Raw genomic sequence first — 12,414 nt, 5'->3', positions numbered from 1 at the left:
AGGAACCCCATGAGCGACACTTCCCCCTACGGCTTCGAGCTTGTGCGGCGTGGGTACGACCGCGCTCAGGTGGACGAACGTATCTCCAAGCTCGTCTCCGACCGTGACAGCGCTCTTGCTCGTATCACTGCTCTGGAAAAGCGCATTGAGGAGCTGCACCTCGAGACGCAGAACGCGCAGGCGCAGGTAGCCGACGCCGAACCGTCGTACGCGGGCCTCGGTGCCCGTGTCGAGAAGATCCTCCGCCTCGCCGAGGAGGAGGCGAAGGACCTGCGCGAGGAGGCTCGTCGCGCAGCCGAGCAGCACCGCGAGCTCGCCGAGTCGGCGGCCCAGCAGGTGCGCAACGACGCCGAGTCGTTCGCGGCCGAGCGCAAGGCCAAGGCGGAGGACGAGGGCGTCCGGATCGTCGAGAAGGCCAAGGGCGAGGCGGGCGCGCTGCGCAGCGAGGCGCAGAAGGACGCCCAGCAGAAGCGCGAGGAGGCGGACGCCCTCTTCGAGGAGACCCGCGCCAAGGCCGCCCAGGCCGCGGCCGACTTCGAGACGAACCTCGCCAAGCGCCGCGAGCAGTCGGAGCGTGACCTGGCCTCGCGTCAGGCCAAGGCCGAGAAGCGCCTCGCGGAGATCGAGCACCGTGCGGAGCAGCTGCGCCTCGAGGCGGAGAAGCTGCGTACGGACGCCGAGCGTCGCGCGCGCCAGACGGTGGAGACCGCTCAGCGTCAGGCCGAGGACATCGTCGCCGACGCCAACGCCAAGGCGGACCGGATCCGGAGCGAGTCCGAGCGCGAGCTGGCGGCGCTCACCAACCGCCGGGACTCGATCAACGCTCAGCTCACCAACGTGCGCGAGATGCTGGCCACCCTCACGGGTGCGGCCGTGGCCGCCGCCGGTTCGCCCGCCGAGGACGAGCCGGTCTCTCGCGGGGTTCCGGCCCAGCAGACCCGCTGAAGCGTCCGGGAGAACCGCGGGCCGGCCGAGGCCGAGCGTGCGGTTCCCCGCGCCCCTGAAGGGGTGCCCGCGGAGCCCCCTGCCCAAGTGGCAGGGGGCTCTGTCCCGTTTTAGCGTGGCCGCATGATCGAGCTCGAGGGGCTGACCAAGCGGTACGGCGAGAAGCTGGCCGTCAACGACCTCACCTTCACCGTGCATCCGGGCATCGTCACCGGCTTCCTCGGACCCAACGGCGCGGGCAAGTCCACGACGATGCGGATGATGCTCGGGCTCGACAACCCCACGGCGGGCGCCGCACGCATCGACGGCAAGCGGTACGCCCAGCTGAAGGACCCCCTGAAGTACATCGGCGCCCTGCTCGACGCCAAGGCCATGCACGGTGGCCGCAGCGCCTTCAACCACCTCCTGTGCCTCGCGCAGAGCAACGGCATCCCGCGCGCCCGCGTCCACGAGGTCCTCGACACCGTGGGCCTGACGCAGGTCGCCAAGAAGAAGGCCAAGGGCTTCTCGCTCGGCATGGGCCAGCGCCTCGGCATCGCGGGCGCGCTGCTCGGCGACCCCGAGATCCTGATGTTCGACGAGCCGGTCAACGGGCTCGACCCCGAGGGCATCCACTGGATCCGGAACCTGATGAAGTCGCTGGCCGCGCAGGGCCGCACGGTCTTCGTCTCCTCGCATCTGATGAGCGAGATGGCGCTGACCGCCGACCACCTCGTGGTCATCGGACAGGGCCGGCTCCTCGCGGACACCTCCATGGCGGACTTCATCCAGCAGAACTCACGCAGTTACGTACGGCTGCGCTCCCCGCAGCGCGAACGGCTCCTCGACGCGCTGCACCAGGAGGGCGTCACCGCCGTCGAGGCGGGCAACGGCACCCTGGAGGTCGACGGGACCAGCGCGGAGGACCTCGGTGAGCTCGCGGCCCGCCATCAGCTCGTCCTCCACGAGCTGAGCCCCCAGCGGGCCTCGCTCGAAGAGGCCTTCATGCAGCTCACCGCGGAGTCGGTGGAGTACCACGCGCACACCGACCACGCGGGCCCCGCCGCCGCCCAGCCGCCGCCCGCGCAGGGCGCCGGCTGGGGCGCGAGCTGGCAGCAGCCGAAGAAGGGGGCCTGAGCGATGGCCGCGACACAGGTACTGAAGTCGGAGTGGACCAAGATCCGCTCGGTCTCGTCGACCGTGTGGACGCTGGGGCTCGCCCTGGTCGTCACCGTCGGGCTCGGCCTGCTGATCAGCATCCTGGCGAAGAACGACTACGACAACCTCGACGCCCAGGACCGCAGCGTCTTCGACCCGACCTACACCAGCTTCGCCGGCACCAGCCTCGGCCAGCTCGCGATGATCGTCTTCGGTGTGCTCGTCGTCTCGAACGAGTACAGCACCGGCATGATCCGCACCTCGCTCTCCGCCGTCCCGCAGCGCGCGGCCTTCATGGCGGGCAAGGTCACGGTCGCCACCCTGCTCAGCCTGGTGGTGGGCCTGGTCACGAGCTTCATCTCGTTCTTCGTGGGGCAGGCGATGCTCGGCGAGCACAAGGCGCTGATCAGCGATCCGGGCGTGCTGCGCGCGGTGATCGGCGGCGGGCTCTACATGACGCTCATCGCGATGTTCTCGATGGGCGTCGCGATGATGCTGCGCAGTCCGATGCTCTCGCTCGGCATCCTGATGCCGTTCTTCTTCCTCATCTCCAACATCCTGGGCAACGTCTCGGCGACGAAGAAGATCGGCCGGTTCCTGCCGGACCAGGCGGGAAGCAAGATCATGCAGGTGAAGACCCCGCTGGACGACGACACTCCGTACGGCCCCTGGGGCGGGCTGGCGATCATGCTGGTCTGGGTCGTGGTGGCCCTGATCGGCGGCTATGTGCTCCTGAAGAAGCGGGACGCCTGACCCGTCGGCGGGACGTCCGGGGCGGCCGGGAGTTTTACCCGCTCTTGGCTGGAACCGTCAGCTCACCGATATCCTCCTAACCCTTACGGGGGCGTCTGCCCCGACGTCCTGAACCATTCGATGGGTGCGGAGAATGATCGAGGCAGTCGGCCTGACGAAGCGCTACGGCGCCAAGACAGCCGTGTACAACCTTTCCTTTCAGGTGCGGCCCGGCACGGTCACCGGCTTCCTGGGCCCGAACGGCTCCGGCAAGTCGACGACCATGCGCATGATCCTCGGGCTCGACAACCCCACCACGGGTCAGGTGACGATCGGCGGCTACCCGTACCGCAAGCTCCCCAACGCACCGCGCCAGGTCGGCGCGCTGCTCGACGCCAAGGCGGTGCACGGCGGCCGGCACGCCCGCAACCACCTCCTGTGCCTCGCGCAGCTCTCCGGCATCCCGGCCCGCCGCGTGGACGAGGTGCTCGGCGTCGTGGGCCTCCAGGAGGTCGCGAAGAAGCGCTCCAAGGGCTTCTCGCTCGGCATGGGCCAGCGGCTCGGCATCGCCGCCGCGCTGCTCGGCGACCCCCAGGTGCTGCTCTTCGACGAGCCCGTCAACGGCCTCGACCCCGAGGGCATCCTCTGGGTCAGGAACCTGATGAAGTCCCTGGCCGCCGAGGGCCGCACGGTCTTCGTCTCCTCGCACCTCATGAGCGAGATGGCCCTCACCGCCGAGCACCTCATCGTGATCGGCCGCGGCCAGCTGCTCGCCGACATGAGCGTGAAGGACTTCATCTCGCACAACTCCGCCGACTTCGCGCGGGTGCGGGTGCCGGACGGCGAGACCCAGCAGCGCGAGAAGCTCTCGGCGGCGCTGAGCGAGGCGGGCGGCCAGGTCATGCCCGAGCAGGACGGCGCGCTGCGCGTCACGGGTCTGCCGCTCCCCCGCATCAGCGACCTCGCGCACGGCGCGGACGTGCGCGTGTGGGAGCTCTCCCCGCACCAGGCCTCGCTGGAAGAGGCGTACATGCGGATGACGCAGGGCGCCGTGGACTACCGCTCGACCCACGACCAGCGCGCGGGCCTCCAGCAGCAGCTGCCGCCCGGCGCGATGCCGCAGCCGCAGATGCCGGTGCCCGGCCAGGGCCAGCCCGGGTGGTACGCACCGCCGCCGCCCCAGCAGGGCGGTCAGCCGTTCGCGATGCCGCAGGGCGGGCCCCAGGGCGCCCCGCAGCACACGCCGAACCCGTACGCGACCCCGCAGGCACCCGCCCCGCAGGCACCCGCCCCGCAGGCTCCCGCCGGCGCTCCGGCACCGGCCGCGGCTCCTGCGCCCGCCCCCGCCCCCGACATGACCAAGCGCGACAGCGAGGACCCGCGATGACCACGCCTCCGACTCCGCAGCCGCAGGCGCAGCCCCAGCAGGCACCCCACCAGGCTCCCGCGCAGGCGCCCCACCAGGTACCGGCCCCGGTCGGCGCTCCCGGGCCGCAGGGCGGTCCGGTGCCGCCGGGTGGCGCCCCGACGGCTCCCCCGCCGGCCGCCCCCGCACCGCCGTCCGCCTGGCAGCAGGCGATGAACAACGCCTACACCTCGCCGATCCCGGTCAAGAAGACCCACCTCGGCAACGCCCTGGCCTCCGAGTGGACGAAGATCAAGTCGGTCCGCTCGACGATGTGGACCCTCGGCGTCTTCTTCCTCCTGGTCGTCGGCATCGGCCTTCTCGTGGCCGGGAACACGCAGGACCGCGACTACGCGGACGTGCCGTTCACGATCCCCGCGTTCTTCGGTCTCGTGCTCGGCCAGATCTGCCTGATCACGCTCGGCGTCCTGGTGACCTCGTCCGAGTACGGCACGGGCATGATCCGTACGACGTTCACGGCCTCGCCCCAGCGCTACCGCGTGCTCGCCGCCAAGATCATCGTCTTCTTCGTCATCGCCTTCGTCGTCGCGGCGGGCTCCATCCTCCTGGTGGGCCTGATGACCTCGGGGATGCACAGCGGCCCCGAGGCCGGCGACGTGGACTGGGCGGGCACGGTCCTCAAGGGCGGGCTCTACGTCTCGCTCCTGGGCGTCCTCGCGCTCGCCGCAGGATCGATGCTGCGCCACTCGGCGGGCGCGATCACCGCGATGCTCGGCGTGGTCCTGGTGCCCGCGATCCTGCCGGTGTTCCTGATGATCTCCGAGGGCACGCGTCCCCTCGGCGAGAAGATGATGGACTACAACGCCATCAACTCGCTCGCCAAGATCTTCGAGATGGACGGCGAGGGCGGCGGCACCTCGCAGCTCGGCCTGCTCGTCGGCCTGACGGCGGCCGCCGTGGCCGGCGCCTTCGTCCTGCTGGAGAAGCGCGACGTGTAGCCGTGGGGCCGTCAGTACCTCGGCGCGTTACGGGACCGCTGCACCCGCGTGGTGCGGCGGTCCTTCGCGTTCCAGCACGCCTTGTGCCAGTGCCTGCGCTCGTCCACGCCCGAGTGCTCGGGCCAGGCCACCACGTGCGCGACCCCGGAGGGGATCTCCTGGTCGCAGCCGGGGCATCGGTAGCTCTTGCCGGCCGCGCTCGCGCCCGCCACGTGGCGCAGGCTCCACTGCTCGCCCTGCCAGCTCTCGGTGGGCTGGAAGCCGCCGTAGCGGCCCGCCGGTTCCCCGCCCGGGCGCGGGCTGTCTTCTCCGGCGCCCTTCGGGCGGTTGCGACGCGGGGACACGGGACACCTCACGGGATGTACGGGGCCAGGGGCATGTCCAGCCTACGCGGCACGGACAGGGGTAGGCGTCCGTCACCAACCCCCACAGATCTCCCCTGCATTTCGCAGAAAATCCGTCAATCTTCATGCCAAGCCGTGCCTTTGGCACGTGTCATGCGTTGTTGCCCGTAGGGGGAGTGCCTGCGTCGGCGCCAAGGAGGCAGGAGTGCGATGCGTGTAGGTAGTTTTGTTCTGGCCGCCCAGTTCCCGGGACAGGGGCAGGGGGAGGCGCTGCACCGCGCGGTGCGGTCCGCCGAGGTGGCCGAGGAGGCGGGCCTGGACTCGGTCTGGCTCGCCGAGCACCACTTCGTGCCGTACGGCACGTGTCCGTCCGCCGTGACCCTCGCCGCGCTCCTTCTCGGGCGTACGCGGCGCATCCGGGTCGGCACCGCGGTCAGCGTCCTGCCGACCGTGCATCCCGTGGCCCTGGGCGAGCAGGCGGCCCTGCTGCACCTGACGTCCGGCGGGCGCTTCTCGCTGGGCGTGGGGCGGGGCGGGCCGTGGGTCGACCTGGAGGTCTTCGGATCCGGCCTCGACGCGTACGAGAAGGGCTTCCCGGACTCGCTCGACCTGCTGCTGCGGTGGCTGAACGAGCCCCGGGTCGCGAGCGACACCGACCGCTTCCCGTTCCGCGAGGTCGCCGTGGTGCCCCGGCCGCAGGAGGCCCTGACCGGCACCGGCCCGGACTCCGTGGACGCGGCGGACGGGCCGGAGGTGATCGTCGCCTGCACCTCGCCGTCCAGCGTGCGACTCGCGGCGGAGCGCGGTCTGCCGATGCTGCTCGGCATGCACGTCGGCGACGAGGAGAAGGCCGAAATGGTGGCGTTGTGGCGGAGGCACGCGCAGGCCGCGGGGCGTACGCCGGAGGAGGTCCGTGGGGCCGCGCACGTCTCGGCGGGGGTCGCGCAGATCGCGGACCGGCGCCTGGACGCGGCGGAGACGCTCCAGAAGGCGATGCCGGGCTGGCTCAAGCAGGGGCTCGACGCGCACGTCACCGTGGACGGCCGCGCCCGGGCCATGCGGGACCCGCTCGCGTACACGGAGCTGCTCTGCGGACTGCATCCGGTGGGCACCCCGCAGCTGTGCGCGGACCGGATCGCGGCCACCTCGGAGCGCACGGGGATCACCCGCTTCGCGCTGCTGGTGGAGGGATCGGGCGATCTGGCGACGACGGAGGAGAACGTCCGAAGGCTGGGTGCCGACGTGCTGCCCCAGCTCGGCTAGCCGTTGGGGCGGGGGAGCTGCCGCTCCGGTACTAGAACACCTCCCGCGTACGGAGCGGCAGCAAAAGGCGTCAGCAGTCCCGCAGTTCGGGCGACTGGTTGAGCAGCTGGCCCCGGATCGAGGTGAACCGGGCGAGCCTGTCGTCCACAGAAGCATCGAGCGGGAACACCGCCACACGGTGGCAGTTCTGGAATGCGAGCCGCACTCCGAAGTGGCGCTGAAGAGCGCCGCGAATGGCGTCACTCGCCAGAGCCCGCAGGAGCTGGCCGCGCGCCTGCTCGGTGGGGGGAGGCGTCTGGTTGTCGGCGAACTCTCCGCCGTCGACCTTCAGCTGGGCCACCAGGGAGCTGATCATCTCCCATGCGTAAGGCAGGGAGGTCCGGACGCAGTCGACGAATTCCGCTTCATCGACCTCGCCTCGCTCGGCCTGTTCCAACAGCGCCGGTGAGACGTCGAGCGACATGGGTTCTCCTCTCGCACCCCCGGGGAGCGGGGGCTTCCGGACAGGGCAGGGGCCCGTGCACGCAGCGTGCATGCACGGCGACCTCCTGCTTATACGTTAAGCATCGGATCGGCCCGGCACCAGGAGATTGGGAACATAACCGGCCAGGATCGAACAGGTTCATCGATGGAGGAATCGCGCGGAGCACCTGGGGTCGAGTAGCGTTGCGCACCATGCGTCTCGTCATTGCCCGTTGCTCCGTGGATTACGCGGGCCGGCTCACCGCCCATCTCCCGTCGGCCCCCCGCCTGATCCTCGTGAAGGCGGACGGCAGTGTCTCCATCCACGCGGACGACCGGGCCTACAAACCCCTCAACTGGATGTCCCCGCCCTGCACCTTGAAGGAGGGGACGGGGGACGACGCGGGCGTCTGGACCGTCGTGAACAAGGGCGGCGAGAAACTGATCATCACGATGGAGGAGATCCTGCACGACTCCTCGCACGAACTGGGCGTCGATCCCGGCCTCATCAAGGACGGCGTGGAAGCGCACCTCCAGGAACTGCTCGCCGACCGGATCGAGACGCTCGGCGAGGGTTATTCGCTGATCCGGCGCGAGTACATGACGGCGATCGGCCCGGTGGACATCCTCTGCCGCGACGCCGACGGGCAGACCGTCGCCGTCGAGATCAAGCGGCGCGGCGAGATCGACGGCGTGGAGCAACTCACGCGCTATCTGGAGCTGTTGAACCGCGACCCGCACCTGGCCCCCGTGAAGGGCATCTTCGCCGCCCAGGAGATCAAGCCGCAGGCCCGCGTGCTCGCCACGGACCGCGGCATCGGCTGCACGGTCCTGGACTACAACGCGATGCGCGGCATCGAGGACGACAAGCTGCGGCTCTTCTAGGAGTTCCCCATACGCGGGAGTTCGCCGTACGTAGGAGTTCGCCGTACGCGAGAGGGCCGGGTCCACGGGGACCCGGCCCTCTTCCGCTTACGGGCGTCCGTCCGGCCCGTGCGTCAGGCCGTCGACGCGGAGCCGGACGCGGTGTCGCTCGTCGCCGGGCCGCCCGTGGGGCCGCTCGCCGAGTTCGACGTGTCCGGGGACGACGGCGGATCCGGCGTCGGGTCCGTCGTCGGCGGCGGGGTGGTCGGCGGCTTCGTCGTGGGCGGCTTGGTCGTCGGCGGCTTCGTGGTCGGCGGCTTGGTCGTCGGGGGCTTGGTCGTGGGCGGCTTCGTCGTCGGCTTGTCCGTGGGCTTGTCCGACGGCTTGCCCGAGGGGTCGCCGGACGGCTTGCCGGTGCCGCTGGGCTTGTCCGAGGGAGTGCCCGTGCCGCTCGGCGCGTCGTCCGCGGTGCCGGGGATGTTGTCGGGGCCGTCGTCGTCCGGGCGGCTCGTCGAGTCCTTCGCGGGCTTGTCGGCGGTCAGGCCGTCGTCGCCCTGCTCCTCGCTCGCCGACTGCTCCGTCTTGACCTTGTCGGGCGGGTTGTCGTTGTTGTCCGACGTGGCGCCGAGGGTCACCACCGTGCCGAGCACGGCGGCGAGCAGGGCTCCCGCGCCCGCCGCCACGAGGTTGCGCCGGGTGCCGTTGACGATGGAGCGGCGGGTCGGCGCCGGTCCGGCACCGGCGCCGGACGCGGCGTTGCGGGTGACCAGGGTCTCGGGCTCCGGGGGCGGTGCGGGCAGCGCGAAGGCCGCCGGTACGCCGCCGGGCGGGGACGCGGACTCCTCGTAGCGCGCGTCGGGCACCTCTTCGCCCGCGGCGGCCGTGCTCGCGCCGGGCAGCATGCCGCCCGAGCGGTCGACGATCAGGGCGAGGGCCCGGCGGCCGGAGATCATGCCCCGCTTGTCGGCGAGCGCGCCCCGCAGGCCGATGGAGGCCTCCAGCTCGACGCGGGCCCGGTCGAGGTCCCCGCCGCAGAGCGCGAGGATGCCGAGCTCGTGGTGGAAGTACGCCTCCTCGGCGACCTCGCCCGCGATCCGCGCCGCTTCCTGGCCCGCGCGCAGGGCACGCTCCCAGGAGCCCCAGTCGAGCCCTCCGGCGAAGGCGGGCGCGACCGTACGGGCGAGCAGGACCGCGGCGCTCTCCTCGCCGGCCGCGGGCTCCCCGGAAGCGGTCTGCCCCGCCACCAGGACGCCCAGCGCGGCGAGCACGGCGTCCGCCTCGGCCACGACCCGCTCCGGGCCGACCGAGGGGTGCCCCGCCCACCAGGCGTAGTGCTGGGCGGCGCTCTGGGCCCGCTCGGCGCTGTCGTCCGCGTACCCGGCGGCTTCGAGCTGGGTGCGCACCCCGGCGGCGAGGCGGTAGTGCGAGCCGACGGGGGTGACGAGCGCGGCGGAGACCAGCTCGGCCAAGGCCGCGTCCGCGTGGGTGTCGCCCACGAGGGCGGGCAGATGCGCCTGGTGCGGCAGTTCACCGCCGAGCGCGACGGCGAAGCGCAGCGTGGTGCGCGCCGACGGGCTGAGGCGGGAGGCGAGCAGCACGGCGGGCGCCGCGCCGTCGGCCAGCGAGGGCAGCGGGACCTCGTGGCCCTCGGTGCCGAAGGGCGCGTCGACCGGTCCTTCGGCGTAGTAGCCGTACTCGTCGAAGGCGTTCGGGTCGGCGCGCAGCTGGTCGCGCTGGCGCAGCAGGGCGCCCGCCTGGACGAAGCGCAGGGGCAGGCCCTCCGACTCGAACCAGAGGTCGCCTGCCCAGCCCGCCTCGTCGTCCGTCAGGACGCGGCCGACGGCGCGCTCCAGGAGTTCGAGGCCGCCGCCGCGGCCGAGGCCGCCGAGGAAGACCTCTTCGAGGTGCGAGTCGGGGGACGGCGCCGCGACGTCGGGGGTCGCGGAGATGAGGAAGGCGCACTCGGGTGTCGCGTCGAGCAGCTCTTCGAGGGCGGCCGCGCCGAACTCCAGGTCGTCCAGGACGACGACCGCGCCGATCTCGTGGACGAGTTCGAGCAGCAGGGCGCGGTCGGGGCGGTGCAGGGGTGCGTCGTAGACCGCGGCGAAGAGGTCCTGGAGCAGGTCGGCGGGCGTCTTGTGGTAGCCGGAGAGCCGGATCACTCCGTCCGGTGCGAGGTCCGCGCAGTCTTCGGCGACGGCGTTCAGGAGCGACGTGCGCCCCGAGCCCGCCGGGCCGGTGAGCCGCACCGAGCGCCCGCGGGCGAGCAGGCGCACGAGTCGCTCGCGCTCCTCCTGGCGTTCCAGGAGCGGCATGCGGGGCAGGGCGGGACCCGGCGGCACGGGCGGCGCCGAGGCGCGGCGCTGCTCGGCCCGCTCGGCGGCGGTGCGCTTGACGGGCCGCGTCGGCCGCTCGCCGGGCGGGCAGGGTTCGATCTCGCTGCCGTCGACGGGGTTCACGGTGAGCAGGAAGTCGCCCGAGACGAGCTGGACGGTGCGGGCGAGCGCGGGTGCGGGCTGCCCGAAGTCCGGCGTCAGAGGATCGCGCGGTGGGCGCACGGGACGCGCCGAATCGTCGTCGTTGATGCCGTCATGGCCGTACTCTTCCGGTCCCCGGTTCATCGGGTCCATGGTCAAAGCCCCCCAGATGCGTCGTGTACACAGCCCCCTCCGGCCTTGTGCACACTGCGCTGTCGCTTCTGGTCCGGTGCCCCCGCTCGGGCGTCTGTCTTCGTCATGACGGTGGGCGACCGAACCCTAGACCTTCGCTCAGTATCTCCGAACGGGCGGGGTACCGCCCCGTCCGAGACGTCACAGTCTCGTGAGGATTGTGCGCGAGATGCGTTTGATGCCCGGATGCCCCGGAGATCGTCGCGCATCACACGCGGGGAAGCGATTCCACCCCGATGCCGCCCTCGATGGCGAGGATGCGGTGGAGCCGGGTGGCCACCAGCAGGCGCTGCATCTGGGGCGGCACGTGGCGCAGCACGAGGCGGCGTCCGCACCGTCCCGCGCGCCGGTGCGCGCCCATGATGACGCCGAGTCCCGTGGCGTCCCACGAGTCGAGTTCGGACAGGTCGAGCACCAGGTCACCGGCGCCGTCGTCGACGGCCGAGTGCAGGACCGTTCGGGCGTCCGCCGCGCTGCGTACGTCGAGGCGTCCCCCGACGACCAGCTGGGCCTGGTCGCCCCTGATGTGCATATGCGCTCCCCGAGAGTGCTGAGTTTCCTGTGACGTGTGTTCCGTATGGCGTCTGCGTATGTCACTGCACTTGACTGCCGCATGGGCGAGGAAGTTGCCGTCTGTAAGCGAACCGATACCGAATTCACTCCGAGGGGTGACCCCGCACGGGTGTAAGCAGACGTCAGTGCTTGTAGAAGCCCTGCCCGCTCTTGCGGCCGATGTCACCGGCGTCAACCATCCGGCGCATCAGCTCGGGGGGCGCGAACTTCTCGTCCTGGGACTCCGTGTAGATGTTGCTCGTGGCGTGCAGCAGGATGTCGACGCCCGTCAGGTCGGCGGTGGCGAGCGGTCCCATGGCGTGCCCGAAGCCGAGCTTGCAGGCGACGTCGATGTCCTCGGCGGTGGCGACGCCGGACTCGTAGAGCTTGGCGGCCTCGACGACGAGCGCCGAGATCAGACGGGTCGTCACGAAGCCGGCGACGTCGCGGTTCACGACGATGCAGGTCTTGCCGACGGACTCGGCGAACTCACGGGTGCGGGCGAGGGTTTCGTCGCTCGTCTTGTAGCCGCGCACCAGTTCGCACAGCTGCATCATCGGCACCGGCGAGAAGAAGTGGGCGCCCACGACCCGCTCCGGACGCTCCGTCACGGCCGCGATCTTCGTGATCGGGATGGCGGAGGTGTTCGACGCGAGCACGGCGTCCTCCCGCACGAGTTTGTCGAGCGTACGGAAGATCTCGTGCTTGACCTCGAGCTTCTCGAAGACGGCCTCGACGACGATGTCCGCGTCGGCGACGGCGTCCATGTCGGTGCTCGTCGTGATGCGCCCGAGCGCCGCCTCGGCGTCCTCGGCGGCGAGCTTGCCCTTGCTCACGAACTTGTCGTACGACGCCTTGATCCCGTCGGTGCCACGGGTCAGGGCCTCATCGGTGACGTCGCGCAGGACGACGTCCCAGCCCGCCTGGGCGGAGACCTGAGCGATGCCGGACCCCATGAGTCCGGCTCCGATGACGGCGAGCTTCCGTGCCACTGTTCCGACTCCCCTACCGCTTATCACGCCTGGCTTACACGCTGTTTACGTTTGCCCTTCCGGCGGACATTAGCGGTCGTGAGCGCGGCT

At 71.3% G+C, this 12,414-nt stretch carries 12 protein-coding genes; 7 read left to right on the top strand and 5 right to left on the bottom strand.

The genetic code is table 11. The features are described 5' to 3' along the window. The first annotated feature begins 9 nt into the window (after window positions 1–9). The 5 genes from QBL25_RS27960 to QBL25_RS27940 all read left to right on the top strand — a co-directional run bounded on the left by QBL25_RS27960 (window position 10) and on the right by QBL25_RS27940 (window position 5,178). Window positions 10–945 (top strand): cellulose-binding protein, encoded by a 936-nt coding sequence (locus QBL25_RS27960; protein ID WP_190081912.1) that lies wholly within the window; start codon window positions 10–12, stop codon window positions 943–945. A gap of 123 nt (window positions 946–1,068) precedes the next feature. Then, window positions 1,069–2,061, top strand: coding sequence for an ABC transporter ATP-binding protein (locus QBL25_RS27955; protein ID WP_409059721.1), 993 nt, complete (start codon window positions 1,069–1,071; stop codon window positions 2,059–2,061). A 3-nt stretch (window positions 2,062–2,064) separates the two neighbouring features. After that, window positions 2,065–2,835, top strand: a complete 771-nt coding sequence (locus QBL25_RS27950; protein ID WP_409059720.1) for an ABC transporter permease — start codon at window positions 2,065–2,067, stop codon at window positions 2,833–2,835. Between the two features lie 133 nt (window positions 2,836–2,968). Beyond that, a complete protein-coding gene (locus tag QBL25_RS27945) occupies window positions 2,969–4,201 on the top strand; it encodes an ABC transporter ATP-binding protein (protein WP_409059719.1) in 1,233 nt (410 codons plus the stop codon). After that, window positions 4,198–5,178, top strand: a complete 981-nt coding sequence (locus QBL25_RS27940; RefSeq protein WP_409059718.1) for an ABC transporter permease — start codon at window positions 4,198–4,200, stop codon at window positions 5,176–5,178. The genes QBL25_RS27945 and QBL25_RS27940 overlap by 4 nt, the downstream gene beginning before the upstream one ends. A gap of 11 nt (window positions 5,179–5,189) precedes the next feature. Here the strand turns inward: QBL25_RS27940 and QBL25_RS27935 are convergent, their stop codons facing one another. Continuing rightward, the gene (locus tag QBL25_RS27935; protein WP_409059717.1) at window positions 5,190–5,522 is read right to left on the bottom strand and encodes an ATP/GTP-binding protein; all 333 of its coding nucleotides are present in this window, start codon (window positions 5,520–5,522) and stop codon (window positions 5,190–5,192) included. Between the two features lie 210 nt (window positions 5,523–5,732). Here QBL25_RS27935 and QBL25_RS27930 point away from each other — a divergent pair, with 210 nt between their 5' ends. Beyond that, a complete protein-coding gene (locus QBL25_RS27930) occupies window positions 5,733–6,785 on the top strand; it encodes an LLM class flavin-dependent oxidoreductase (RefSeq protein ID WP_409059716.1) in 1,053 nt (350 codons plus the stop codon). 70 nt (window positions 6,786–6,855) lie between these two features. Here QBL25_RS27930 and QBL25_RS27925 read toward each other — a convergent pair whose 3' ends face one another. After that, window positions 6,856–7,248, bottom strand: a complete 393-nt coding sequence (locus tag QBL25_RS27925) for an SCO5389 family protein (protein WP_361833650.1) — start codon at window positions 7,246–7,248, stop codon at window positions 6,856–6,858. 212 nt (window positions 7,249–7,460) lie between these two features. Between QBL25_RS27925 and nucS the strand changes: the two genes are divergently transcribed. Further along, window positions 7,461–8,132 carry an endonuclease NucS gene (gene nucS, locus QBL25_RS27920; protein WP_409059715.1) on the top strand — a complete coding sequence of 224 codons (672 nt, stop codon included), beginning with the start codon at window positions 7,461–7,463 and terminating at the stop codon, window positions 8,130–8,132. A 113-nt stretch (window positions 8,133–8,245) separates the two neighbouring features. Here nucS and QBL25_RS27915 read toward each other — a convergent pair whose 3' ends face one another. The 3 genes from QBL25_RS27915 to QBL25_RS27905 form a co-directional block, all read right to left on the bottom strand. After that, complete coding sequence (locus tag QBL25_RS27915; RefSeq protein WP_409059714.1) at window positions 8,246–10,741, bottom strand: ATP-binding protein; 2,496 nt, start codon at window positions 10,739–10,741, stop codon at window positions 8,246–8,248. Between the two features lie 247 nt (window positions 10,742–10,988). Next, a complete protein-coding gene (locus QBL25_RS27910) occupies window positions 10,989–11,312 on the bottom strand; it encodes an STAS domain-containing protein (protein ID WP_055696792.1) in 324 nt (107 codons plus the stop codon). 163 nt (window positions 11,313–11,475) lie between these two features. Continuing rightward, window positions 11,476–12,324: a 3-hydroxyacyl-CoA dehydrogenase family protein gene (locus QBL25_RS27905; protein WP_409059713.1), complete on the bottom strand. Its 849-nt coding sequence runs from the start codon at window positions 12,322–12,324 to the stop codon at window positions 11,476–11,478. Between the last annotated feature and the right edge of the window lie 90 nt (window positions 12,325–12,414).

This window comes from Streptomyces sp. SYP-A7185 (genome assembly GCF_046103685.1).
Classification (GTDB): domain Bacteria; phylum Actinomycetota; class Actinomycetes; order Streptomycetales; family Streptomycetaceae; genus Streptomyces.
Note: the sequence above shows the minus strand (reverse complement) of the source record. Positions and strands in the feature narration are given on the sequence as shown.